At 62.5% G+C, this 24,227-nt stretch carries 21 protein-coding genes; 15 read left to right on the top strand and 6 right to left on the bottom strand.

Features of this window, described 5'->3' with window-relative positions; all coding sequences use genetic code 11:
- Positions 1 to 15: 15 nt before the first annotated feature.
- On the bottom strand, positions 16 to 549 hold the full coding sequence (gene sixA, locus ET418_RS14555; RefSeq protein WP_149308768.1) for a phosphohistidine phosphatase SixA: 534 nt from the start codon (positions 547 to 549) through the stop codon (positions 16 to 18).
- 303 nt (positions 550 to 852) lie between these two features.
- Between sixA and ET418_RS14550 the strand changes: the two genes are divergently transcribed.
- The 9 genes from ET418_RS14550 to ET418_RS14515 all read left to right on the top strand — a co-directional run bounded on the left by ET418_RS14550 (position 853) and on the right by ET418_RS14515 (position 8,270).
- A complete protein-coding gene (locus ET418_RS14550) occupies positions 853 to 2,055 on the top strand; it encodes a PP2C family protein-serine/threonine phosphatase (protein WP_149308766.1) in 1,203 nt (400 codons plus the stop codon).
- Entirely contained in the window at positions 2,052 to 2,660 is a 609-nt protein-coding gene (locus tag ET418_RS14545; RefSeq protein ID WP_149308764.1) for an ATP-binding protein, read from the top strand. The genes ET418_RS14550 and ET418_RS14545 overlap by 4 nt, the downstream gene beginning before the upstream one ends.
- A 1-nt stretch (position 2,661) precedes the next feature.
- Complete coding sequence (locus ET418_RS14540; RefSeq protein WP_149308762.1) at positions 2,662 to 2,976, top strand: STAS domain-containing protein; 315 nt, start codon at positions 2,662 to 2,664, stop codon at positions 2,974 to 2,976.
- Positions 2,977 to 2,991: 15 nt separating this feature from the next.
- The gene (locus ET418_RS18200) at positions 2,992 to 3,141 is read left to right on the top strand and encodes a hypothetical protein (protein ID WP_188055596.1); all 150 of its coding nucleotides are present in this window, start codon (positions 2,992 to 2,994) and stop codon (positions 3,139 to 3,141) included.
- Between the two features lie 190 nt (positions 3,142 to 3,331).
- The gene (gene meaB / locus ET418_RS14535; protein ID WP_149308760.1) at positions 3,332 to 4,288 is read left to right on the top strand and encodes a methylmalonyl Co-A mutase-associated GTPase MeaB; all 957 of its coding nucleotides are present in this window, start codon (positions 3,332 to 3,334) and stop codon (positions 4,286 to 4,288) included.
- Positions 4,285 to 5,052, top strand: coding sequence for a cobalt ECF transporter T component CbiQ (cbiQ, locus tag ET418_RS14530; protein WP_149308758.1), 768 nt, complete (start codon positions 4,285 to 4,287; stop codon positions 5,050 to 5,052). The genes meaB and cbiQ overlap by 4 nt, the downstream gene beginning before the upstream one ends.
- Complete coding sequence (locus tag ET418_RS14525; RefSeq protein ID WP_149308756.1) at positions 5,049 to 5,897, top strand: energy-coupling factor ABC transporter ATP-binding protein; 849 nt, start codon at positions 5,049 to 5,051, stop codon at positions 5,895 to 5,897. The genes cbiQ and ET418_RS14525 overlap by 4 nt, the downstream gene beginning before the upstream one ends.
- Positions 5,898 to 5,968: 71 nt before the next feature.
- On the top strand, positions 5,969 to 7,441 hold the full coding sequence (gene rfaE1 / locus ET418_RS14520) for a D-glycero-beta-D-manno-heptose-7-phosphate kinase (protein WP_149308754.1): 1,473 nt from the start codon (positions 5,969 to 5,971) through the stop codon (positions 7,439 to 7,441).
- A gap of 88 nt (positions 7,442 to 7,529) precedes the next feature.
- Positions 7,530 to 8,270, top strand: coding sequence for a PleD family two-component system response regulator (locus ET418_RS14515; protein ID WP_149308752.1), 741 nt, complete (start codon positions 7,530 to 7,532; stop codon positions 8,268 to 8,270).
- A 146-nt stretch (positions 8,271 to 8,416) separates the two neighbouring features.
- Here ET418_RS14515 and ET418_RS14510 read toward each other — a convergent pair whose 3' ends face one another.
- The 5 genes from ET418_RS14510 to ET418_RS14490 all read right to left on the bottom strand — a co-directional run bounded on the left by ET418_RS14510 (position 8,417) and on the right by ET418_RS14490 (position 17,426).
- Entirely contained in the window at positions 8,417 to 9,403 is a 987-nt protein-coding gene (locus ET418_RS14510) for a peptidylprolyl isomerase (RefSeq protein ID WP_246153108.1), read from the bottom strand.
- A 97-nt stretch (positions 9,404 to 9,500) separates the two neighbouring features.
- Entirely contained in the window at positions 9,501 to 10,442 is a 942-nt protein-coding gene (locus ET418_RS14505) for a peptidylprolyl isomerase (RefSeq protein WP_149308750.1), read from the bottom strand.
- A 104-nt stretch (positions 10,443 to 10,546) separates the two neighbouring features.
- Complete coding sequence (locus tag ET418_RS14500; protein ID WP_149308748.1) at positions 10,547 to 13,123, bottom strand: putative bifunctional diguanylate cyclase/phosphodiesterase; 2,577 nt, start codon at positions 13,121 to 13,123, stop codon at positions 10,547 to 10,549.
- Positions 13,124 to 13,228: 105 nt separating this feature from the next.
- Entirely contained in the window at positions 13,229 to 16,729 is a 3,501-nt protein-coding gene (gene mfd / locus ET418_RS14495) for a transcription-repair coupling factor (protein WP_149308746.1), read from the bottom strand.
- Between the two features lie 130 nt (positions 16,730 to 16,859).
- Positions 16,860 to 17,426 (bottom strand): MXAN_5187 C-terminal domain-containing protein, encoded by a 567-nt coding sequence (locus ET418_RS14490; protein WP_149308744.1) that lies wholly within the window; start codon positions 17,424 to 17,426, stop codon positions 16,860 to 16,862.
- Between the two features lie 240 nt (positions 17,427 to 17,666).
- Here ET418_RS14490 and ET418_RS14485 point away from each other — a divergent pair, with 240 nt between their 5' ends.
- The 6 genes from ET418_RS14485 to obgE all read left to right on the top strand — a co-directional run bounded on the left by ET418_RS14485 (position 17,667) and on the right by obgE (position 24,092).
- Positions 17,667 to 18,476, top strand: a complete 810-nt coding sequence (locus ET418_RS14485) for a pyruvate, water dikinase regulatory protein (RefSeq protein WP_149308742.1) — start codon at positions 17,667 to 17,669, stop codon at positions 18,474 to 18,476.
- Between the two features lie 61 nt (positions 18,477 to 18,537).
- A complete protein-coding gene (locus ET418_RS14480; protein WP_149308740.1) occupies positions 18,538 to 19,209 on the top strand; it encodes a response regulator in 672 nt (223 codons plus the stop codon).
- A 118-nt stretch (positions 19,210 to 19,327) separates the two neighbouring features.
- The gene (locus ET418_RS14475) at positions 19,328 to 20,746 is read left to right on the top strand and encodes a DegQ family serine endoprotease (protein ID WP_149308738.1); all 1,419 of its coding nucleotides are present in this window, start codon (positions 19,328 to 19,330) and stop codon (positions 20,744 to 20,746) included.
- A 55-nt stretch (positions 20,747 to 20,801) separates the two neighbouring features.
- Positions 20,802 to 21,773: a 4Fe-4S binding protein gene (locus ET418_RS14470; RefSeq protein WP_149308736.1), complete on the top strand. Its 972-nt coding sequence runs from the start codon at positions 20,802 to 20,804 to the stop codon at positions 21,771 to 21,773.
- 132 nt (positions 21,774 to 21,905) lie between these two features.
- Entirely contained in the window at positions 21,906 to 23,075 is a 1,170-nt protein-coding gene (gene rdgC, locus ET418_RS14465; protein ID WP_149308734.1) for a recombination-associated protein RdgC, read from the top strand.
- A 3-nt stretch (positions 23,076 to 23,078) separates the two neighbouring features.
- Positions 23,079 to 24,092, top strand: a complete 1,014-nt coding sequence (obgE, locus tag ET418_RS14460; protein ID WP_149308732.1) for a GTPase ObgE — start codon at positions 23,079 to 23,081, stop codon at positions 24,090 to 24,092.
- Positions 24,093 to 24,227 lie beyond the last annotated feature (135 nt).

Genomic DNA, 24,227 nt, shown 5'->3' with positions numbered 1-24,227 from the left:
GGCCGGGGCCGGTTCTCATTTCGCGCCTTTCCCGGCAAAGGCTTTCTTGCGGGACTTCACAACCTTTTTGCCGGGCGCGATGGACCAGAGGAACGTGGCGGCTTTTTTCAACGTTGCCTCCCCCTTGTCGATGTCCAGTTCCAGGGCCACGCAGCCCCCCTTCTTCAGGGCGACCGGGGTAGGGCTGTCCAGCAGGCTCGCCACCAGGGAGCCGAGCAGCGGCTCGTGTCCCACGACCATGACCCGTTTCGCATCCTTCTGTTCCAGGATGTGACGGGTGAGTACCTCCAGGTCGCCGTCGGGCTGGAGCGGTTCGGCGATGATGGTTTTATTCTTCCGGCAGGCCTGTTGGGCCGCGATCTCCGCCGTCTGGACCGCCCGCACGAGCGGGCTCGACAGGATCAGGCGCGGTTTGTGCCCACACTTTGTTACCCGCTCGACGACCTTCCGGACGTCGGCTCTCCCCTGTTCCGTCAGGTAACGCCACTCGTCGCCAGCCCCGTCCGTTCTCTCCACCGCTTCCCCATGTCTCAAAACGTATAATATCATCGGTTCCCCCTGTGTTTCGTTATGGATCAAGTATAGGCGCGCCAAGGTTTTTTGCAACCCGCGCACCTGTCACAGATTGGCAACAAGGCGCGCCGATCCAGGCCCCGCCTGGAAACAGACGACCTTCCCCCCCGCGAATTATCCCCTTTTCACCCGTGCGCCCGTGCCGGAATGTCGCAAATAACTTTCCCGGCTGCAACCCGATTGTAGCAATCGGCAGGTATGGTAGTGCCCAAGCCGGTTCATTGCGGCACCCCATTCACGTAGCAGTCGATACAGCAGGCGGATGGCGGGATTGGGATTATGACAGGTCACGACAACCAGCAACTCCCCACCATCGATGGGGTCATGAGAAGCGTCACGCCGGTGCTTTCCGACATGCCGGTCCGGGAGGTGGTCGCCATCTTCCAGGGTAACCCGGATCTGGTGATGATACCGGTCGTGGGCGCCGGCGTATTCGAGGGGGTCATCAGCCGTCGGGATCTCTTTACCCGCCACCTTTCCCGGCCGTTTGCCATGGAACTGTTCGGCAAAAAACCGATCAGCTCCCTGATGAATTGCGCGCCGCCGGTCATCACCCCGGGATGCAACGTGAACGAGGCATTGGTCATGCTGCTGGAACACGACCCGGGCCTGGATACGGATTCCTTCCCGGTCATCCGCGACGGGGAATGCGTCGGGATCGTGCATGTGGCCGAACTCCTGATGGCCATATCCCGGTCCCAGGCCCGCCTCCTCGCCACTCTTGAGACCCTGAACGCCAGGATCCATGAAGAGGTGGAAAAGGCCCGCCAAATCCAGCGGGACCTACTTCCTCCGGCGGCCTGCCGCTACGCCGGTCTGGTGCTGGACGCGGTGCTGCTCAACTCCTCGGAGATCAGCGGCGATGTGTATGATTACTTCTTCATCGACCAGGACCGTCTGGGGGTCATGGTGGGGGATGTGAGCGGCCACGGCATCCAGTCCGGCATGGTGGCCACCGCCGCGAAGGCGGGACTGCACCTGCTGCTGGACAGTGGTGTGACAACGCCGGGAAAGCTGCTCGGCGGGATGAACAAGGCCGTGACCGCCACGGCGTCAAATTCCCTGATGATGACCGCCGTTGTGGCCGTCATCGACCGGCAGGCAAACAAGCTGTTCCTCGCCAATGCCGGACATAACTATCCATTCCTGTACCGGTCGGCCGACGAAACGGTTGCCATGCTGGACGGGACCTCCGGTTTTCCCCTCGGTTTCGACCGGGACAGCGAATACGGGGAGATCGAGATCGATTTCAGGAGCGGCGACCTCCTGGCCCTCTACAGCGACGGCATCATCGAGGCCAGCAACGGGGAGGGGGAGGAGTTCGGCTATGAACGCTTCGCCCACTACGCCCGGCATAACTCCGGGGAAAGCCCGGAATCCTTCCGGGGCGGGCTGCTTGACGAGGTGCGCGGTTTCACCGGCGCCGAATCCTTCGAGGACGACGTAACACTCCTGGTGGTTGCTGCGGAGCAGGTTCCATGATCGCCGGACTTCTAAAAAAATATCAAAGAGAGACCATCAATATGTTCAGTCTGAACGCCCATGGCGGGATCATCTGCTCTCCTGCCCCCCCCATCTCCTTCAGCGGGTTTCCCCAGGTGCACGAGTGGCCGGTCCTCTCCTCCGAGGACAAGGAGGAACTCATCGGCCGCGTGGAGCGCGTTGTCGAAGGCGACGGCCCCTCCCACGAGTTTTTGCGGCAGCGCGCCGCCCTGATGGCGGATGAGATGCTGGAAAACGCCCTGTACGCCGCGCCCCGTGATACGGACGGCAACCAGATTTACGCCAAGGGGGAACGGCGCAGCCTCGTCCCCGGCGAGGAGATCGTGCTGCGTTGCGCCTTTGACGGCGAACGGCTCTTCCTGGAGGTCAGCGACAGCTGGGGGCGGCTTTCCCCCGAAACCGTGCAGGGATTCCTCGCCATCAACCTGGCCCACGATACCTCCACCGACCGGGCCGGCCGCGGGCTCTACTTCATGTGGAAATTCATGAAAGATTTTTACGTCAATTTTGTGCCCGGCCTGAAAACATCAGTAGGGGGCTATCTCCTGCTTAATCCCGATTCATACGAATATGGAGCGATCTGACATGGAAAATTTCAAGATTGAGATCAAAAGCGGCAGCATCAACGACACGGTTCATTTTCACGGGAACATCGACAGCCACGCGGACAGCCACTTCGAAGAGCTGAACCAGAGGATATCCAAGAAGTCGGTGGTCTTCGACTTCAGCGGCGCCGGCCGCATAAACTCCATGGGCATCGCCCTGCTGCTCCGTTCCATCAAGAGCATCAAGACGGAGAAGCAGGCGGAGATCAGTATTCAAGGGGCCAGCCAGATCAATACCATGCTCTTCAAGATGACCGGTATCTATCTGCTGGCACCCGAGGCAAAGCGGTTATAACCAGGAGTCATTGCCATGTGGAACCCCAGGAAGTGTTGGCGGGTCTTCGATTATTCGGACCTTGACCTGCAGATCGAAAAGTTCAGGGAACTGGCCGCAGAGTACAAAAAGAGCAACACGAGCTATTACGGAGAATACCTGTCGCGCATTCTGTTCGGCGAGTAGTTTCGCCGCACAGGGCGCGGATTTTGTCCCGCGGCCCCGCATCCGCGGTCCGGTGCGCCCCGCCTTTGTGCTCCTTTCCGGGGGCACCCCGTCCCCCTTTACCCGTCAGCAGAGGCGTTGTATTCACTCCCCGCCCGTGATATATGTACCCATTCAGGTTGTGCATATCTTTCTTTGGGGAAGGTGTCCCATGTCCCTCGCAGATCAGGTTTTGAACGGTGATATCCGTGCCGCGGCGCGCATGATGCGCGATATCGACGACAACCGGCCCCTCGCGGTCGAGGAGTTGAAACGGCTCTACCCCCACACCGGCACGGCCTACATCATCGGCATCACCGGCCCCCCGGGGGCCGGCAAATCGACCCTGGTGGACCAGTTGACCGCATCCTTCCGCAAGAAAGGGAAGAAGGTGGGGGTGGTGGCCATCGACCCCACCAGCCCCTTCACCGGCGGCGCCATTCTGGGTGACCGCATCCGCATGAACCGCCACGCCTCCGACGAGGGGGTCTTCATCCGCAGTCTGGCGACCCGCGGCGCCCTGGGCGGCCTGTCCCGTTCCACCTCCGATGTGGCGCTGGTAATGGACGCTTTGGGCATGGATATCGTTATCATCGAAACCGTCGGCGTCGGCCAGGACGAGGTGGATATCGTCAAGACCGCCCACACCACCTGCGTCGTCATGGTACCGGGGCTGGGAGACGACATTCAGGCCATCAAGGCCGGCATTCTGGAGATCGGCGACATTTTCGTGGTCAACAAGGCCGACCGCGACGGCGCCGACCGCACCGCCCGGGAACTGACCACCATGCTGGAGATGCGCAACGCCCCCGAGGGGGGGTGGAACCCCCAGGTCCTCAAGACCGAAGCCCAGCGCGGCGTCGGCATCGATGAACTGTCGGGCGAGATCCTGGCCCACCGGGACTTCCTCTTTACCAGCGGCCGGATCGCCGATTTCGTCCGGGAGCGCAACCAGCGGCATTTTGTGGATATCCTGCGGGACGGCCTCTACCGGCACGCCCTGGCGTTCATGGGGCGCGACGGGAGCCTGGAGCGGATCGTGGACGGCATGGGCGACAACGCCCTCGACCCCTATTCGGCGGCCGAGGCGGTGATCTCGCGCATGACCGGAGGCGTGGCCGAACCATGAGACACCTGCAGCGACAGGGCACCACGGGCGGGGTTGCCGCGGCTGTCGACCCGCGCATCCGCCTGCTGGCCGCCGGCGTGTTGCTGGCGCTGGTCGTCAGTTCCACCGGCGCGCTCTTCCCTTGGATCGTGGCGGCCTTCTGCCTGCCGGCGGCCCTGGTGCAGGGCATGGGGCTGCGGACGCTCCTGTTGCGCCTGCTGCACCCCCTGTTCATCGCCGCGGTGGTCCTCCTCCTGAAATCGTGCATGGGGGCGGGGAGCGCGGTCGAGCTGTTCAGGCTCGGCTCCTTCGGCGTCGCCTTCCACGCCGACGGCTTCCGTGCGGGCCTGGTGATCGCTGCCCGCATCATGGGTGCGGTGTCGGTGGCGGTGCTCCTGGGCCAGGTGGCGACCTTTACCGAAACCATGGCGGCCCTGGCCTGGCTGCGGGTCCCCCGCGCCCTGGTGGAGGTGACCCTGTTCGCCTGGCGCTCCCTGTTCATGCTGTACGACGATGCCGCCACGGTCTATACGGCCCAGAAAAACCGCCTCGGCTACTGCGGCCTGCGCCGCGGCCTCCGCTCCTTCGGCACCATGGCCGGCATGCTGGTCATCCGCGCTTTCGACAACAGCGATGCCATGACCACCGCCATGACGCAGCGGGGCTACGACGGCTCCCTGCCGCTTCTGCGCGGCGCCCGGCTGAGCATGGCCCAGGTGGCCGGGCTTGTCGTCTTTACCGTCGTGGCAACCGCCGCATGGAGCGTACAGAATTGGCCGCGATGACCCCGCGCCTTAGCGCACAGATCGCCTCGTTCCGCTATCCCGACGGCACCGTCGCCCTGAACGATATCCGCCTTGAGGTCATGCAGGGGGAGTTCTGCGGTATCTTAGGTTCCAACGGCTCCGGCAAGACCACCCTGCTCAAGATTCTGGACGGCATCGTCAAGGAGTTCACCGGTCAGGTGCTCCTGGACGGGGACGAGATCCGGCGGCTTTCCCCCCGGGAGATCTACGGCAAGATGGGGCTGGTGTTCCAGAACCCGGACGACCAGCTCTTCGCCCATTCGGTGTACGAGGATGTGGCCTTCGGCCCCCGCAACATGGGGTGCAGCGAGACCGAGGTGGGCCGCAGGGTCTCCGAGGCGCTGGAGGCGGTGGAGATGGCCGGCCTGGCCCACAAGGACATCCAGAATCTGAGTTACGGCCAGAAAAAGCGGGTCTGCATCGCCGGGCTCCTGGCCATGGGGCACGAGATCCTGCTCCTGGACGAACCGACCGCCGGCCTGGACCCCATGGGAGAACACCGCATGATGGAACTCTTGACCCGTCTGAACCGGGAGTCGGGGGTGACCATCGTCATGGCGACCCATAGCGTGGACCTGGTGCCGGTCTTTCTCTCCCGCCTCCACGTCCTGAGCCGGGGAGGGCTGGTACGCAGCGGCACACCGGAGGAGGTCTTCCATTCCCCGGAGGAGTTGGCAAACGTCAAGCTGCGTCTTCCCTACATCGCCGAGCTGATCCACCGGCTGAGGATCGACGACCATCTCCCCTTCAAACGGCTCCCCCTGACCATCGGCGCGGCGCGTCGGGAGATCCTGGAGACCATGGGCGGGCACGGTCCGGCATGATTTTGAAAAAGCAATCTTACAAGGAACAAGGTCGTTGAGAAACGACGTATCCTGACGTATCTGGAGTCGCTGTGGACCGAAAATCCCTGGAATCGCTGTTTAATCGCATTGGTGAGGTCAAATGCCTGGTCATGGGCGACCTGATGCTGGACGAGTACCTGTGGGGCAAGACCGAGCGCATCTCCCCCGAAGCCCCGGTGCAGGTGGTGGATGTGCTGCGCGAGGAATTGCGCCTGGGGGGTGCCGGCAACGTGGTCAACAGCCTGCGGGCCCTGGGGGCGCAGGTGACGGTCTGCTCGGTCGTGGGACAGGACGCCAACGGCGAAGTCTTGTTGTCCGCCCTCGGACGCCAGGCGGCCGGTACGGAGGCCGTGTTCCGCGATCCGGGGCGGCGCACCAGCCGCAAAACCCGGGTGGTGGCCTCCAACCAGCAGATCGTGCGCATCGACCGGGAATCGCGCACCCCCCTGCCCAAGGATGTGGAAGAGCAGGTCTGCGCCTGGATCGCCGCCCACGCCGGGGAGTTCGGCGTCATCCTGCTCTCCGACTATAACAAGGGAGTGCTGACCCAGCGGGTCATCGAGGCCGCCGTCGCCGCTGCCGCCAAAGCCGCCGTCCCCGTGCTGGTGGACCCCAAGGGGGCGGACTTTGCCCGCTACCACGGCGCGACCATCCTGACCCCCAACCGCAAGGAGGCCGAAACCGCTTCCGGGATGGCCATCCACGACATGGACTCCCTCTCCCGGGCCGCCGAGTCGATCATGGAAACCGCCGGGCTGGAACATCTGCTGATTACCCGCAGCGAGGAGGGGATGTCCCTGTTCACGCGCCACGGCACAGCGGTCCATATCCCGACCGTGGCCCGGGAGGTGTTCGACGTCTCCGGGGCCGGCGACACGGTCCTGGCCACCCTGGCGGTGGGCATGGCCTCCGGGCTGACCATGGCCGAGGCGGCCGGGCTGGCCAACGTGGCCGCCGGCATTGCGGTCGGCAAGCTGGGGACCTCCACGGTCGCGCCAGGCGAGATCATCAATGCCGTGGCGCTCGGCCACCACGACAGCGAGTCCAAGATCAAGAACCGGGATGTGCTCCCCGCCATCATCGAGGCGGAGAAGGCCAACGGCAAGCGGATCGTCTTCACCAACGGCTGCTTTGACCTGCTGCACGCCGGGCATGTCAAATACCTCCAGAAGGCGCGCCGCCTTGGGGATATCCTGGTGCTGGGCCTCAACAGCGACGCCTCGGTGCGCCGGCTCAAGGGCCCCAAACGCCCCCTGATCGACGAGGATGAGCGGGCCCACATCCTGGCGGCACTGGACTGCATCGATTATGTGGTGATCTTCGACGAGGACACCCCCCTGGAACTGATCACGGCATTGAAGCCCCATATCCTGGCCAAGGGGGGGGACTACACCGCCGACGGGGTCGTGGGCAAGGATGTGGTAGAGGCCTACGGCGGGCGGGTGGAACTGGTTTCGTTTGTGGACGGCAAATCCACCACCAACATCATCGAACGGGTGCTGGAACGCTACTCCGGCAACTGACCGGAGTTGCATTAGCCGGTTTTTATCCTACAATTCTAGCAGGACATGAAGACTCAATCTTACTTGGTGTGATCGAAGAGGAGTGGTTATGTCAGAACAAGCCGTCACCGATCGGGAACTGTGGATTCTGGGGGTACAAGCGGAGAGCGGTCGCGGGCAGGTCCTCACGTCATACCTGGAGAGCGGCGGCTACAAGAATCGCCTGGAGCGCCTGGAAAACGTGGCCTCGGGCCGCCCCCTCGGCATCATCCTGGACATCTCCCCCTTTTCCGACGACGGCTGGGGCCTGCTCCGCCAGATAAAGAGCGATCCGGCGACCCGCAACATCCCCATCCTGCCGGTGTTTTTGAGCGAGAAGGGCGCCATAGGGGGCGTGTTCCCGGTGGCCGGCTTCTTTACCCTGCCGGTGGATGACCATTACCTCCTGGAGCGGTTGGCGGTGTACGGCCTGACCGAGGACGCCGAAACATGGGACCTGCAGGCGCTGATCGTCTCCCGCTCGGGAGAGGAAAACCTTGCCAGGGCCGTGGAATCGGTGGGGTTCGAGATCGTCAAGGGATATACCGGCAAGGAGGCCATGGCGTTGATCTCCATCAGGCCCAAGTACCTGGTCTTCAGTAACCTGATGCTCCCGGACATGTCGGCCTTCGAGCTATTGGAAAAAATCCGCCTCTACCCCTACAGCCGCAATACCCCCCTGTTCGTGCTGCTCAAGGAGGAGATGAAGGAGGGGGAAAAGAAGGCCATGGCGCGGGAGGTGGCGAATCTGGTTTCCAAGAAGCAGCTTACCTGCGAGGAGTTTCTGGGGTATCTGCGACGGCGGGAGTGAACGGAAAAGGTATTGTAGGGGCGCACCGCCGTGCGCCCTATTAACTTCCAATCTCCAAAATATCGAACCACCTGAAACGCAAACAGCCGCTCTCCCATCAGGAAGAACGGCTGTTTCATTGTTGTTACATCACCCCGCGGTAGCGCCTACAAAAGCCCCTTCAAATCCTTGATCTCCACGCTGGCCCTGCTGCGCAACTCCTTCGCCCACTGGCTGAAGCGCTCCTCGGATTTCTTCCGGTAGATGGTGTCCTCGATCTCGGTTTTGACGCTCTCGAACGGCTTTACCTTGCCCTTGATCCGCTCCTCCAGCTTGATGATGTGAAATCCGGCCGGTGTGGAAACCAGTTCGCTCACCTCGCCCGGCTTCAGGGCCAGGATGGTCTGCTCCAGTTCCGGCAGCATGTCCCCCTTCTTGAACACCCCCAGATCGCCGCCGTCTTTGCGGGCCGCCGGGTCTTCCGAGTAACTCTTGGCCAGTTCGACAAAGTTCTTGCCGCTTTTGGCCTCGGCCAGCACCATCAGGGCGGTGGTCATGGCGCGCTTGATCTCCTCGGCCGGGGCCTTTTCGCTGGTGCGGAAGAAGATGTGCCGGGCGTGGAAACTCTCATCCTCCGTGTATTTCGCCTGGTTGGCCTCGTAGTACTCCCGCATCTCCGACTCGCCCACCTGGATCTTGGCGCGGACTTCCATGCTGACCAGCCTGAGTCGTTCAAGCTGGTCCCGTAACTGGTCCCGGTACTGGTCGAAGGTGAGCCCCTGGGTGGCCAGGGCGGACACCAGCGCCTCCTGGGAGGGGATCTTGTTCTGCCGCTTCACATCGTCGATGGCTTGACGGATCTCCTCGTCGCCGATCTTGATGTTCAACTCCCGTGCCTTCTGTTCGATCAGCTTTTTTTCGACCAACTGGTTCAGGACGGCGTGACGGATCTTACTGCGGCCGGCGTCGTCCAGGGGCGACTTCTGATCAGCATCACGCAGGGCCGGCTGGGCTTCGCGGTTAATCTCGTGCAGGGTGATGATCTCGTCGTTGACGATGGCGGCAATGGCGTTGACCACCTTGGCATGGGCTCCGGCGGGCGCCAGGAACAGGCAGATGAGCAACAGGGTACAGGTGTTTCGTCTCATAGGCATGGGTCTCTCGTCGGGGAAAACGAGAAAGGGCGGGCAGAGCCCACCCTTTCTGTTGTTGGCGTTATATGCGGATATGGTCCGGGCCGGTCACGGGCTGTTATTTGCCGGGTGCGGCCGGAGTTGCCGGGGCTGCGGGGGCTGCCGCAGGCTTGCCGTCGCCTTTGGCGCCGCCGATGCTGTTCAGCACGTCTTCCTTGATGTTGATCTTGGCGGTTTTCTTCAACTCGTCCTTGATCTTCTGGAAGACCTCCTGCTGTTTGCTCGGCATGACGGCGGCCTTGATCTGCTCCTTGACCTCTTCGAAGGGGCGTACGCCGGCGGAGCGTTTGCCGGTCAGCTTGATGATGTGATAGCCGAAGTCGGATTTAACCACATCCGAGACCTGGCCTTCCTTCAGCGCAAGAGCGGCCTTTTCGAAAACCGGCACCATGGAGCCTTTGTTGAACCACCCCAGATCGCCGCCCTGTGCTGCGGATGCGTCAACGGAGTTCTTCTTGGCCAGTTCTTCGAATTTACCGCCGGCCTTGATCTGGGCCAGGATGTCCTTGGCTGCCTTTTCGGTTTTGACCAGGATGTGGCTGGCTCTCATCTGATCGCCGGTTTTGAACTTATCCTTGTTCTGCTCGTAGAATTTTTTCAGGTCCTCGTCGGAAACCTTGGCGTCGGTCTCGACCTTTTTCTTCAGGAACGACTCGACAATCAGGCGCTTCTTGAGGTCGGCCAGCTTTTCGGCGATCTCCGGGCTCTTGTCCAGGCCGTCCTTGGCCGCTTGCTGCAGGATCAGCTCGCGGATCACCATGGTGTCCATCATCTCCTTGCGTCCCTGGGGGGTATCGGCCATGCTCTTGAGGTACTCGGGGAGATTCTTCAATTCGCGGGTGAAGTCACCGGTGGTGATGGTGCTGCCGTTGACCTCGGCCACGACCGGGCCTTCCTTCTTTGTTTCCGTTGTTGATCCTGTTGACCCCTTCTGGCAACCGAAAAGGGCTGCTATGCAGAGGGCGGCGGCGATGGTTTTGGTGCTGGCGATAGCTTTCACGGAATCTCCTTTATTATTGAGGCGATGAAGTTGTTAAAAACCTCAAAAAAATACCACACACCGAACAAGGTGGCAACTCTTTTCGTGCCGTTTCCGACGGCTTTTCACACTATCCGGGGCGGCTCCGCAAAGCCGGGCGTCGGCATGCCGGTATGGTACCCCTGGGCGTAGTCGATCCCCATTTTCCGCACCGCCTCGAACAACTCCTCGTTTTCGATATACTCCGCGACCGATTGGATGCCGAACTCCTTGGCCAGCACGGCAAGAGTCTTGACGAAGGCCATATCCTTGGGGTCGTGGAGCATGTTGCGCACAAATACCCCTTCAATCTTGACGAAATCCACCGGCAGCCGCCGGATGTACTGGAACGAGGAAAAGCCCGACCCGAAATCGTCGATGGCGAACTTGAAGCCTTCGAGCTTCAACTCCTCCACGAACCGTTCCAGCAGGGTCATGTTCTTGACGGTTTCCCGCTCCGTCAGTTCGAAGACGATCTTCTCGTGGGCGATGCCATAGGTGCGGGTCAGCCTGATGATGGTCGGGATGAATTCATTGAGGATGAGCGATTTGGGGGAGAGGTTGATGAAAAGTATCCCCTCGTGCCGTTCCGCCCGGACCTTCTGAAAGACCTTTTCCATGAGGATGTAGTCCAGTTTGCTGATGATGCCGAGGGCCTCGGCCATCTCGATGAATTCGACCGCGGGAAGGACCTCGTTTCCGATCTCGATGCGGCAGAGCACCTCGTGGCAGGTGACGGCGCCGTCGGATGTGGCGACGATGGGCTGAAAATAGGGGGTGATCCGTTTCTCGTCCACCGCCTTGATGAGTGTGCGGGAGAGTTCGCCGTTCTTCTTGAAGACCTCGATCACGTCGTCTTCCGTCGGGACGACCAGCCGGTTCTTGCCCGAGTTCTTGGCCTTGTAGGTCATGTTGTCGGCGAAGATGAACAGATCCTTTTCGTTTTTGGCGTGGATCGGAAAGATCGCCATGCCGATGGAGGCGGTGCCGCGGACCGTGATACCCTCCGAGGAGACCACCGCCATCTCTTCCAGGGCCTCCCTGATCCGGTTCGCCACCATGTAGACCTGCTCCTTGTCCGCCTCCACAATGGCGACGGTGAATTCGTCGCCGCCGTAGCGTGCCAGGATGTCCCCCTTGCGCAGGCATTCGTGGATGGTGGCCCCGACCTTGGTCAGGAACTTGTCGCCGAAGAGGTGGCCGTGGGTGTCGTTGACGTACTTGAAATTGTCCAGGTCGATCAACAGCAGGCCGAAACTGTAGTCGTGCCGCTCGGCGCGTCCCACCTCGTATCCGAGCAGTTCCCAGAATACGCGCTGGTTGTAGAGGTTGGTCAGGGGGTCGCGGGTGGCATAGTACTCAAGGTCCTTGGTGTACTTGTAGATGGCCTTGATGGAGCCGACCACGTTGAGCATGGTGGTGAGGATGCTGTCGATGACCAGGGAGCGGATCGGGTCGGTGGCCATTTTGGATTGGAAACCGATGCCCACCACGCCGCCGATCTGGGGTGCCTTGAGGAGCAGGGATTTGGTTTGCAGTTCGATCGCGGCCCGGTCCAGGTGGAGGGGCGCGTCCTGGCTGCCGACGATGTTGTGGACCACCTTGATGGAGGCCGGCATGTCGATCTTGACGCGCTCCTCCTTGATCCTCCCCCGGATGATCTCCTCCATGATGCTCTTGGTCTCGGCGGTGGGAGGATGCTTCCAGAAAATCTCGATATCGAAAACCTCGTCATCCACCTGGAAGATGCAGAACATGGTGTAGACCTGCATGACCTTGCCGACCTCGGTCAAAAGGTACGCGACCCGCTCCTTCCAGTCCTTGATGGACTCGGAGGTGATGATGAACCGTTCCAGCACCTGGATCTCGAACTCCAGCATCTCCTTGCCCACGGCAACCTTCCTGATCCGCTCCACGATCCTGCCGAACTCGCCGAAGATGTTGTCCAACTCCGCAAACCCGGTGTGCTGGTTCCCCAGTTCCAGGGTGGTGAGGTCGGTGACCCGGTTGACCGTCTGCACCTTGTGGCTGAGTATGTCGACCGCCGCGCCGATGCGGCGGTTGATGTAGCCGGCGACCAGGAAGGACATCACGAGGGGGAAGGGCGAGAACAGGGCGAAGATGACGAAGATGTCGTGCATCGCCTTCTGTCGCATGGCGCGGAAATCCTCGGTGACCCTCACCACCCCCAGGACCTCTCCGGTGCGGGCCGTCAGGTGGCAGGTCCGGCATTGCTCTTCCGCCTTGAAGGGATAGTACTGGCTGATCAAGTCCCCGTCCCGCCGGGAGTGGGGCGCGCCCTTGGCAAATACCCGCTGGGCGCCGCTGTCCGTGATCTCGGTCGAAGGGGTGCCGTACTGGCGGTTGATCGCCTCACTGCGGAATACCGCGGCGGTGAAGGTTTCGGGAAAGGCCCGGCGGAACTGGGCGAGGAATCGGTCGATGTCGATGCGGGTCCAGCCCCGTTCCATGCCCTGGTGTATGGAACTGAAGATCTGCTGGGAGATGGAGCCGGAAAGGCGGGTCAGGGAGTTTTCAAGGTGTTTTTTGTAGATATAGGAGCTGACGGCCAGGACGATCAGGAAGGTGACGCTTGACACGGCCAGGCTGGCGATAACGATAAAGCGTTTCAGCGTTATGGGACTGGATTGGTTGTTTTTCATTGCCGGGGTCCTGCAAGGGTGGAGGATGTGCGAATCGGAAATAATAGAGGACAATGTATATCCTGTTTATCCCGATAATTCAACACGGGGCGTCATTATTTTTCGTTAAGGAGCGGAAGCGGGCGGCAGCAGGCGCAGCAGCAGCTTGCGGGCCGCGTCCAGGATGTCCTCGAAGGCGCTGCCCTTGATGGCCGCCACCAGACGATAGTCGGGGGTGAACTGGTACTTCTTCGGCTCGTTGCGCATCATGGCGATGATGATGTCCGGCGGGGCCGGGGTGCGGGGGTGGAAGGAGACGACGATGTTCTTGCCGTCGTAGTCGATCTGTCGCACCAGCAGGCGTTTCAAAAGGACCCGCAGTTTCATGATCTCGAACAGGTAGGCGGTGGCCAGGGGGTAGGCGCCGAAGCGGTCGCTGACCTCGTTCTGCACGTCCAGCACGTCCTCCTCGTTCTCCGCCTGGGTCAGTTTCTTGTAGATCACCAGGCGTTGGCCGGTCTCCTTGATGTACGCCTCGGGGATGAAGGCCGGCACCTTGAGGTTAATCTCCGGCTCGACCCGTTCGGTCATCTCCTCGCCCCGCAGGCGGCAGATGGTCTCCTCCAGCATCTGGTTGTACAGTTCGAAGCCGATCTCCACCACGGTGCCGGACTGGCGGCTCCCCAGCATGTCGCCCGCCCCGCGGATCTCCATGTCGTGAGTGGCGATGCGGAAGCCGGCCCCCAGTTCGGAGATATCCTGGAGGATGCGCAGGCGTTCCCGGGCATCGCCGCTGATGGAGCCTTCGCCCGGCACGAGCAGATAGGCGTAGCCGCGCTGGGTCGAGCGCCCCACCCGGCCGCGCAGTTGGTAGAGCTGGGACAGGCCGAACTTGTCGGCGTGGTCGATGATCAGGGTGTTGGCGTTGGGGATATCCAGGCCCGATTCGATGATGGTGGTGCAGAGGAGCACGTTGGTTTCCCCGTGCATGAAACCGAGCATGACCTTCTCCAGATCGTGCTCGTTCATCTGGCCGTGTCCCACGGCGATCCTGGCCTCGGGCACGATGGCGCTGAGCTGTTCCAGGCGCTTGGCGATGGTCTGGACCCGGTTGTGGACGAAAAAGACCTGGCCTCCCCGGCGCAGTTCGCGCATGACCGCTTCCCGGACCAGCTCCTCGGAGAAGCGGGCCACGAAGGTCTTGACGGCCAGGCGGTCCACCGGCGGGGTGTCGATGATGGACAGGTCGCGGATGCCCATCATGGACATGTACAGGGTGCGGGGGATCGGGGTGGCGGTCAGGGTCATGACGTCCACCACGGCCCGGAAGGCCTTGAGCCGCTCCTTGTCCTTGACGCCGAAACGCTGTTCCTCGTCGATGATCAAAAGCCCCAGGTCCTTGAAGGCCACATCCTTCTGCAACAGGCGGTGGGTGCCGATGATGATGTCGATGTCCCCCTTCTTGAGGCGCTCCAGGAGTTCCTTCTGCTCCTTGGGGGTGCGGAAGCGGGAGATGACCTCAACCGTGACCGGGTACTCCTTGAGCCGTTCGTGGAAGGTCTCGTAGTGTTGTTGGGCCAGGATGGTGGTCGGCACCAGGATGCCCACCTGCTTGCCGTCCAGGGCCGCCTTGAAGGCGCCCCGCAGGGCCACCTCCGTCTTGCCGTACCCCACGTCGCCGCACACCAGGCGGTCCATGGGACGGGAGCGCTGCATGTCGGCCAGCACGTCCTGGATGGCGGAGAGCTGGTCGGGGGTCTCATCCCAGGCAAAGGCGGCCTCGAACTCCCGGTACATCTCGTCCGGGGGCGAAAAGGAGAACCCCTCGCAGATCTGGCGCTTGGCATAGATCTCCAGCAGTTCGCCGGCCAACTCCTCGATGTCCTTCTTGGCCTTGCCCTTGGTCTTTTCCCACGAACTCCCCCCCAGCTTGTCCAGGGCGGGTTGGCTCCCCTCGGGGCCCACATAGCGCTGCACCAGCCCCAGGCGGTCCATGGGGAGGTAGAGTTTGTCGCCGCCGGCGTACTCCAGGAGCAGGAAGTCGCCGCCGATACCGGCGATATTGACGTGCTGAAGCCCCCGGTACAGGCCGATGCCGTGGTCCACGTGCACCATGTAGTCGCCCGGCTTGAGCTCGGCCAGGGAGGCCAGGATCTGTTTCTTGCGCACCTCGGAGATGCCCCGCCGCTTGACCCGCTTGCCGAACAGCTCCTCCTCGGCCACCAGGGCCAGGCGGGAGGAGGGGAGACGGAAGCCGCGGGAGACCTCCCCCAGGACCATGGTCACGCCTGCGGGGGCCCCGGAGATGGTTTCGGAGAAGGTCGCCTCGCTGATAACGCAGGGGATGGCGTAGGGGGCCAGCAACTCTTTGAGCCGTTCCGCCTGGGGGCGCTGGTGGCAGGCGACCAGGACGCGGAAGTCCTGGTCGAGCCACCCCCGCAGGGTCTGGGAGAGGGGGGCCAGGGCGTGGGTGGTCTCCTTGGAGACGGAGACCCGCAGGCCGGCGTTGTCCTCGCAGGGGATGGCGATGGTCGTGGCCTCTCCCCCGCCGTCCAGCGCCAGTCCGGAAAGCTCCAGGCGGCTTTTGCCGGCCAGGATGCCTTCAAGCTGCCCGGCGTCCAGGTACAGCTCTTCCGGCGGCGAATGGGGCAGGCGGCCGGCGCGGGCCTTGTCCTCGCCCGCGGCGATCTCGTCGGCGAAGCGGGCCGCGGCCTCGCGGATCGCCTCGGGGTCGAGCAGGACCACCGGCGCGGCCGGCGCATAGTCGAAGACGGTCTCCAGACCGGGGTGCAGGAGCGGCTGGAGGTACTCGATGCCCTGGAAGTAGACGGCGTTGCGCAGATCCTCCAGGATCAGGCGCCGCCGGTCGGCCGGGATGTCCAGGTCGTCGCAGCACTGCTTCAGCCGGGGAGAGATATCGTCCAGGACCTCGTCGGTGAGGAGCAGTTCCCGGGACGGGAGCAGCACCAGTTCCTCCACCGGCTGGAGCGAGCGCTGGGTCAGGGGATCGAAGGCGCGCATGGTCTCCACCGTGTCGCCGAAGAACTCGATCCTGACCGGCGTGCTGAAGTTGGGGGGAAAGATGTCCAGAATGCCGCCCCGGACGGCAAAGGTGCCGCGGTCGTCCACCAGGGGGACGCTGGAGTAGCCGAGCCTGACCAGTTTGCCCAAAAGCTCGTCCCGGTCGAACTCCTCGCCGGCCACCAGGTAGCAGGCGACCTGGTTGAAGACGGTCCGGGGCAGGACCTTTTGCAGGGCCGCCGCCACCGGCAGCACCACCGCCCGGGCCTGATTGCCGTGCATGCGGGAGAGGGCGTCGAGCCGTGCGCCCGAGATGTCGGGGTGGGGGGAGGCCGCCGCAAAGGGGGCGCTGTCCCAGGCCGGGAAGGAGAGGGGGGGGACGTCGCTGCCGAAAAAGGCCAGTTCCCGGCAGAACTCGTCGGCGGCCTCCTGGTCGGCGGTGATGACCAGGAGCCCCTTAGGGGACGAACCGAGCAGGCCGGCAACCACATAGGCGGCGGCGGAGCCCTTCAGGCCGGGCAGAACGATACGCCGGTCGCCCCTGCGCAGGGCAGCCAGGCAATCCACTAATTGGGGCGGCAGGGAGATTGTTGTCGGAGAGGTCATGGGGGTACCATCATGCACGGCGCCTTGCTTTGGTCATGCTTTCGTCGGCTCGTTTGGAAGCTCTTTCACCGGAGAGGTTACGCCGTGCCGTCGTGCAGGTGTCCTGATTCCGGCGCGTCGGTCTACCGGGTCATTTTTTCAGGCCGGCCTTGATCTTGGGTTTGCCGTCTTCTACCACCACCCGGAATGCCAGGTCGTCGGTCCCCAGCTTCCCCTTGAGGGCCGGTTTTTGTTTCTCGATGGCCGCCCGGATCTGGTCGCGGCTGATGCCGTCCGTCGGCAGGTTGCAGCTTTTGCGGGCTTCGCAGTATTCCCGGTAGACCCGCTCCACCTGATTGTCCGGCCCGGCAGGCGTTGGCCGGTCGGGCTCCGCCTTTGCCGGTGAAGCGCCGCCGCGCTGCCTCTGATGCAGGTCGCTGATGAAGCGGTCGCGGGAATACTTCCCCTCTTCCATGAGCCGGAGGATACGGTTCCAATGTTCCCGATAGGTGTTGAAGCGGGCGACCAGGGTGGCGAATTTATGTTTGAGCATGGTGTTGTTGATGGGCGTGCCGATATAGCGCCGCACCGTCCTCTCCACCTCGCCACGCAGGGGGAGCGGCTCCCGTTTTTCCAGGCCGGAGAAATACTGTTCATAGCGCAGGACCAGATCGGCCAGCGCCTGTTCGAGTGTTGCGAAATCCTCGGCCATTCCCATGCAAAACCCCAATTCCCTCTTTCCTACGGCCGCCCCGAACCTGCCCGGAAAAAACAGGGTGCGGGCCATCCGGCGGCCATGCACCGCAATTAAACAAAATATAATCAATCACCCCGATATGTAAAGCGTTAATAAGATTTTTCCCGTAAACGAAAACTCTTGACATATTACTGTGCTGGCGATATTTAATTAGAAAAATCGTCTTTAAACTAATGAGACTGGCAAGGTTGCGGCGAGATAATGAAAACGATCTACGTCTTTTCCGACTCAACCGGCGAGACCGCCGAACGGGTGATCAAGGCGGCTCTTTCTCAATTCTACGAAGAGGACGTCAAGGTCAACCGTGTGTTCCAGGTCCGTTCCCAGAACGACCTGCAACAGGCCCTTGCCGTGGTGGTGCGCGAACCGGGGATGCTGGTCTATACCCTCGTGGACCCGCACCTCTCCGAGGCGGTCGAACGGGTCGCCGAGGAGCAGGGCCTCATCGCGGTGGACCTGCTGAGCAGTCTGATCTACAACCTGTCGCGCTATCTGGGAGCCCCGTCGCGGGAGATTCCCGGACTGCTGCACCGCATCGACACCGACTACCACAAACGGATCGAGGCGGTGGATTTCACGGTCAAGCACGACGACGGCCAGGAGACCCGGCACCTGTACAAGGCCGATCTGGTCCTGGTGGGGGTGTCCCGGTCGTCCAAGACCCCCCTCTCCATGTATCTGGCTCACAAGGGGTATAAGGTGGCCAACGTGCCGCTGGTAAAGGGGATCGAACCCCCCGAGGAGCTGTTCCAGATCGACCCGGCCAAGGTCGTGGGGTTGATCATCGATACCCGGCGCCTGGTGGAGATCCGCACCTCGCGTCTGCTCAACATGCGGCAGAGCCCCCGCGGGAGCTATGCCGATTATCAGCAGGTGGAGGACGAGGTCGCGTTCTGCAAAAAACTGTACCGGCAGCACCCGGAATGGCTGACCATCGATGTGACCAACAAATCGGTGGAGGAATCGGCATCGGAGATCATGCGGCGCCGGGATGAACCGCCCGTCTATTGAAGCGGTTTCCCGAGCGTTTTTCACATAGATGTACCGGGTCGATATTATGAGGGAGGTACACATGAACATTCTCGTGGTTGAAGACGAAAAGAAGGTCGCCAGCTTCATCAAGCGCGGTCTCGAGGACGACAACTACAAGGTCGCGGTGGCCTACGACGGCCTCGATGGCTTCAGGCAGGCCCGGGACGGCGACTACAACCTGGTCATCATGGATATGATGCTGCCCAAAAAGGACGGCATGACGGTGGTCAGGGAGTTGCGGGAAGCGGGAAACCGCGTGCCGGTGCTGATGTTGACCGCCCGCGACAATATGGAGGATATCGTGTCCGGACTGGACGCCGGTTCCGACGACTATCTTACCAAGCCGTTCGCCTTTGCCGAATTGCTGGCCCGCGTCCGTGCGCTCCTGCGGCGAGGCGAGCAGGACCGGGGCGCCGAAATCCGTTTCGCCGACCTGCGGCTCGATCCGGTCAGCCACAAGGTGTGGCGCGGCGTTAAGGAGATCGACCTGACGTCCAAGGAGTATGGCCTCCTGGAGTACCTGATGCGCAATCCCAACGCCGTCCTCTCCCGGGCCATGATCGCCGAGCATGTGTGGGACTACGCCTTCGACAGCTTTACCAACATCATCGACGTGTATGTCAACTACCTGCGCAAGAAGATCGACAAGGATTATCCCGGCAAACTGATCCACACCGTCCGCGGGCAGGGGTATATCCTGCGGGAGGGGTAGCGGGGGGCTTGATTTTTGCCGGTTGATGGATTATTTTTCCAGAAAACGGATCAAGGGCGGCGTCGTGGCTGGTAATGCGATCCGCCCTTGTCGGTTACAAAATCTGGGAGGTCAGAACATGTCCACACCATTCGTGTCCACGGTCCGTCTTCTGGTCGCCGGTCTGATTGCCACCCTGGCAATCCCGGTCATGTCCATCGCCAAACCGATCAGTCCCGACTTCGTCGCCTTGGCGAAACGGCTCAAACCTACCGTCGTCAATATACGGACCACCAAAAACATCAAGCCGCGGCAACGCGCCCGACACCCCCAGCTTCAGCAACCACCCTTCGGCAATTTCTTCGACGATTTCTTCGGCCGCTATTTCGACGAGGCACCGCAACAGCGGCCGCGCCGTGAGCAGGCCCTGGGCACCGGTTTCATCATCAGCGCCGAAGGGTACATCCTGACCAATAACCACGTGGTGAGCGGCGCCGACGAGGTGATGGTCAAGCTTTCCGACGGCCGGGAGATCAAGGGGGAGCTTAAGGGGAGCGACGAAAAACTCGACCTGGCGCTGATCAAGATCAGCGAGAAGGAAAAGTTGCCGGTCGCCGAACTGGGGGACAGCGACAACCTGGAGGTCGGGGAGTGGGTCATGGCCATCGGCAACCCCTTCGGCCTGGCCCAGACCGTCACGGCCGGGATCGTCAGCGCCAAGGGGCGGGTGATCGGCAGCGGACCGTATGACGACTACATCCAGACCGACGCCTCCATCAACCCCGGCAACTCCGGCGGGCCGCTCTTCGATGCCAACGGCCGAGTGATCGGCATCAATACCGCCATCATCGCCGGCGGCCAGGGGATAGGGTTTGCCATCCCCATCAATATGGCAAAGGACATCGTGGCCCAACTCCGGGACAAGGGCAGGGTCACCAGGGGCTACCTGGGGGTCCGCTTCCAGCCGCTGACCGCCGACCTGGCCAAATCCTTCGGCCTGGATTCGGACAAGGGGGCCCTGATCGCCAGCGTGGAGAAGGACACCCCGGCCGATAAGGCCGGACTCAAGGCGGGCGACATCATCCTGGAGTACGACGGCAAACCGATCACCGAGGGGAATGAACTGCCCCGCTACGTGGCGGTCACCCCCATCGACAAGAAGGTCAAGCTGGTGATCTTCCGCGACGGCAAGAAGCAGGTGGTAGGGGTGACCATCGCCCGGCTGAAGGATGGCGAGGCCCAGGCCGCTGCCGCTGGCACCACCGAGAGCGCCTCCATCGGCATCGTGGTGCAGGAACTGACCAAGGAGTTGGCCTCCCGCCTGGGAATCAGGGACACCAAGGGGCTGATCGTCAGCGAGGTGAAGCCCGGCTCGTCCGCCGAGGAGGCGGGGATCGCCGCTGGCGACATGATCATCGAGGTGAACGGCCAGGGGCCGGACACCCAGGAGAAATACAACGCCGCGGTCGCCAAGCTGAAAAAGGGCGACGTGGCCCGCCTGCTCCTGAAGCGCCCCGATGGCGCGCTTTACTACGTTGCCGTAAAGATCGACCAATAACAACGGAGAGGGCGGGCCGCAGGCCCGCCCTTCTCATTTCATCCCGGGAGTCCCCATGTCCGCTCGTTACGTCCAGCCGCTGCGCATCCTGATCCAATTCTGCTTTCTCGCCTTCATGCTCTGGCTGGGGCTCAGGTTCTACCAGTTCGTCCAGTATCTCCGCGTCGGCGGCACTTCCGCCCCCGTGCGTCCCGACGGCGTCGAGGGGTTTCTCCCCATCTCCGGGCTGCTGGGCCTGGCCGGCTGGCTCAAGGGGCTGGGCATCAACCCGGTCCACCCGGCGGCGGTGGTGATCTTCCTGACCATACTCGGCGTATCGCTGCTGCTGCGACGCTCCTTCTGCTCGTGGGTCTGCCCGGTGGCCACCATCTCGGAATGCTCCTGGAAGGGCGGGTTCAAGGGACTCAAACGCAACCTCCGTCTCCCCCGCTGGCTGGACGTAACCCTGCGCGGCCTGAAATACCTGCTGATGACCTTCTTCATCTACTCCATCGCCATCGCCATGCCGGCCGAGGCGCTACGCGACTTCATCTTCTCCGACTACCACAAGGTTGCCGACGTGCGGCTCCTGGACTTCTTCCTCAATATCTCCCCCACGGCCCTGGTGATCATCCTGGTGCTGGTGGCGGCCTCCCTTATCCTGCGCAACCCCTTCTGCCGCTACCTCTGTCCCTACGGCGCGCTGCTGGGGCTCGCGGCCCTGCTCTCGCCGGTACGGGTCACCCGCGACGGTGGCCGCTGCGTCTCCTGCGGGGTCTGCAACCAGGTCTGCCCCACCTATATCGACGTCATGCACAAGCAGAGCGTCAATTCCCCCGAGTGCATCGGCTGCTGGCGCTGCGTCAGCCACTGTCGGGCGGAGGGCGCGCTCTCCATGCGCGTCGTCGGCCGGTTCGTCATCCCCGGCATCGTCTTTGCCGTTTTGGTGGTGCTCTTCTTCTGGGGGGGGACCCTGGCGGGCAAAGTGACCGGCCACTGGCGCACGGCGCTGGATGCCGCCGAGTACGGCAGGCTCCTGGGGAGGTAGGGAGACGGGACCTATAGGTCCCATAGGACTTATACGTCCCATTAGTCCCATAGGTCCCATAATCGTGGCGCAACCCATGAAAATATGTCATACTAACCGACTATTTCAGATACGAAAGGATGCACCCGAATCATGGGAGTTTACGCCAACACCGTCAGCATCACCCAGTACACCATAACCGGCGACCTGCCGAAGAACGACCAGTTCCAGTGGTTTTCCGAAAAACTGTCGGCCCGCGGGTTCCAGTCCATCGAAAACTCCGCCGAAGAATCCTCCGAAGGGTGGACCCTGGTGGACCATCCCGATAACGCCGACTTCGAGGTGCCGTCCGATTTCTGGCGCGACAACTACGTGGTCTTCTCCCTGCGCCGGGACCAGCGCAAGGTGCCGGCCGCCCTGCTCAAATCCCACGCCGGCCGGGAGGAGGGGGCTTTCCTGGCCCAGCACCCCAACCTGCGCCGCGCGCCCAAGAAAAAGCGGGAGGAGATCAAGGAACTGGTGCAGTTGCGCCTGTTGACCAAATCCCTGCCGGTTCCCTCCAGCGTGGACGTGGTCTGGGACCAGAGGAGCGGCGTGCTGACCCTGTTCAGCCTGGGGACCAAGGTCCTGGAGCGCTTCGAGGAGATCTTCCGCAAGACCTTCGATGGGTTCAGCCCGGTGATCGTCCACCCCTTTGCCCGGGCCCGGATGCTGGTGGAGGGGCCGATGCTGGACAAGCTGGAGGCCGCCAACCTGGCCGGATCGGACGCGGTGGCGGCCCAGATCCGGGACAACCAGTGGCTGGGGTGGGATTTCCTTCTCTGGCTCCTCCAGCGGGGGGTGAACGGGGAGGGGGATTTCTCCGTCAGCCGTCCGGGCCATCTCGGCACCGGCGAGCGTTTTTCCGCCTGGATCGACGACCGTATCCAGTTTCAGGGCGGGAGCGAGGAGGGGAGCATCCAGAAGGTCTCCGTCTCCGGTTCCCAGGACAGCTATCTGGAGGCCATCTCGGCCCTCAAGGGGGGCAAGCGGATCACCAGTGCCACCATCTGCATGGAAAAGGACGAAAATCCCTGGAAATTGACCCTCAAGGGGGAGACCTTCGGTTTCGCCTCCCTCAAATGCCCCCAGGTCCGTATCGAGAAGGACGCCACCGTGGATCAGATGAGCGAGCGGGAGGCGGTCTTCTACGAGCGCATGTTCCTGCTGGAGCAGGGCGTCCAGCTCTTCGACAGCCTGTTCGCCGCATTTCTCAACGAGCGCCTGACCGATGCCTGGGGAGCGCGCCTCCAAGCCATTCAGGCTTGGCTGGACGGAAAGTAGCCTATGAAATTCATTGATGAAGTAACCCTGTTCACCGCCTCCGGGCATGGCGGCGCCGGCTGCGTCGCCTTCCGCCACGAGAAGTTCATCGAGTTCGGCGGCCCCAGCGGCGGCGACGGCGGCAAGGGGGGGGACGTGATCTTCGTGGCCACCTCCGGCCTCTCGACCCTGCTGGAACTGCGCCACCGGCCGCACCAGAAGGCCGAAAAGGGGCACAACGGCATGGGCAAGAACCGCCACGGCGCCGGGGGGGAGGACCTGGTGATCAAGGTGCCGGTGGGCACGGTGGTCAAGGATGCCGAGACCGACGAACCGCTGGCCGACCTGACCGAGGACGGTCAAAAGGTGATCCTGCTCAAAGGGGGGCGGGGAGGGCAGGGCAACGCCCGTTTTGCCACCGCCACCAACAAGGCGCCCAAATTCTCCCAGCCGGGGGAGGAGGGGGAGGAGCGTAAGCTGCGCCTGGAGTTGAAGCTGATGGCCGACGTGGGGCTGTTGGGGCTGCCCAATGCGGGCAAGTCGTCCCTCATCAGCAAGATCTCCGCCGCCCGCCCCAAGATCGCCGATTATCCCTTCACCACCATGGTCCCCAGCCTGGGGGTGGTGGCATACAAGAATTACCGTTCCTTCGTGGTGGCCGATATCCCGGGCATCATCGAGGGAGCCCACGCCGGTGCCGGCCTGGGGCACCGTTTCCTCAAGCACCTGGAGCGCTCCGGCATCCTGCTGCACCTGGTGGACATCTCCTGGATGCCGGACCGGGACCCCCTGGCCGAATACCAGGCGGTCTGCCGCGAACTGGCCCTCTTCAGCCCCGAGCTGGCCGCCAAGGAGCAGGTGGTGGTGATCACCAAGACTGACCTCCCCCAGACCCAGGAACGGCTCGCCGAGATCAGGGCGTGGTTCGAAGGGCAGAAGATCACGGTGTTCCCCATCTCATCCGCCACTGGCGAGGGGGTCGAGGCGCTTCTGGACGAGATCGCCCGGCGCTTGTGGGCGGACCGGGATAAGGGATAGACTCTCTACGACAGTTTTGCCACAGGGCCACAGAGGCCCGGAGAAAATCTTTGAGCGAAACGTCCCCCCTCCCTTGACGGGAGGGGGTTAGGGGGTGGGTGAAGCTGCAATCTTGCCCGTTGCATGGCAACCTCC

It is taken from the genome of Oryzomonas rubra (genome assembly GCF_008369015.1).
Lineage (GTDB): Bacteria > Desulfobacterota > Desulfuromonadia > Geobacterales > Pseudopelobacteraceae > Oryzomonas > Oryzomonas japonica.
This window is presented reverse-complemented; position numbering and strand designations above follow the sequence as displayed.

Excerpts from the sequence above, each read along its gene's own strand:
- obgE (WP_149308732.1), top strand. The coding sequence starts at position 23,079 with ATGAAATTCATTGATGAAGTAACCCTGTTCACCGCCTCCGGGCATGGC.
- ET418_RS14500 (WP_149308748.1), bottom strand. The coding sequence starts at position 13,123 with ATGAAAAACAACCAATCCAGTCCCATAACGCTGAAACGCTTTATCGTT.
- ET418_RS14525 (WP_149308756.1), top strand. The coding sequence starts at position 5,049 with ATGACCCCGCGCCTTAGCGCACAGATCGCCTCGTTCCGCTATCCCGAC.
- ET418_RS14470 (WP_149308736.1), top strand. The coding sequence starts at position 20,802 with ATGTCCGCTCGTTACGTCCAGCCGCTGCGCATCCTGATCCAATTCTGC.
- ET418_RS14485 (WP_149308742.1), top strand. The coding sequence starts at position 17,667 with ATGAAAACGATCTACGTCTTTTCCGACTCAACCGGCGAGACCGCCGAA.
- sixA (WP_149308768.1), bottom strand. The coding sequence starts at position 549 with ATGATATTATACGTTTTGAGACATGGGGAAGCGGTGGAGAGAACGGAC.
- ET418_RS14545 (WP_149308764.1), top strand. The coding sequence starts at position 2,052 with ATGATCGCCGGACTTCTAAAAAAATATCAAAGAGAGACCATCAATATG.
- meaB (WP_149308760.1), top strand. The coding sequence starts at position 3,332 with ATGTCCCTCGCAGATCAGGTTTTGAACGGTGATATCCGTGCCGCGGCG.
- ET418_RS14475 (WP_149308738.1), top strand. The coding sequence starts at position 19,328 with ATGTCCACACCATTCGTGTCCACGGTCCGTCTTCTGGTCGCCGGTCTG.
- ET418_RS14490 (WP_149308744.1), bottom strand. The coding sequence starts at position 17,426 with ATGGGAATGGCCGAGGATTTCGCAACACTCGAACAGGCGCTGGCCGAT.
- ET418_RS14540 (WP_149308762.1), top strand. The coding sequence starts at position 2,662 with ATGGAAAATTTCAAGATTGAGATCAAAAGCGGCAGCATCAACGACACG.
- cbiQ (WP_149308758.1), top strand. The coding sequence starts at position 4,285 with ATGAGACACCTGCAGCGACAGGGCACCACGGGCGGGGTTGCCGCGGCT.
- ET418_RS14515 (WP_149308752.1), top strand. The coding sequence starts at position 7,530 with ATGTCAGAACAAGCCGTCACCGATCGGGAACTGTGGATTCTGGGGGTA.
- ET418_RS14550 (WP_149308766.1), top strand. The coding sequence starts at position 853 with ATGACAGGTCACGACAACCAGCAACTCCCCACCATCGATGGGGTCATG.
- ET418_RS14480 (WP_149308740.1), top strand. The coding sequence starts at position 18,538 with ATGAACATTCTCGTGGTTGAAGACGAAAAGAAGGTCGCCAGCTTCATC.
- rdgC (WP_149308734.1), top strand. The coding sequence starts at position 21,906 with ATGGGAGTTTACGCCAACACCGTCAGCATCACCCAGTACACCATAACC.
- ET418_RS18200 (WP_188055596.1), top strand. The coding sequence starts at position 2,992 with ATGTGGAACCCCAGGAAGTGTTGGCGGGTCTTCGATTATTCGGACCTT.
- mfd (WP_149308746.1), bottom strand. The coding sequence starts at position 16,729 with ATGACCTCTCCGACAACAATCTCCCTGCCGCCCCAATTAGTGGATTGC.
- ET418_RS14510 (WP_246153108.1), bottom strand. The coding sequence starts at position 9,403 with ATGCCTATGAGACGAAACACCTGTACCCTGTTGCTCATCTGCCTGTTC.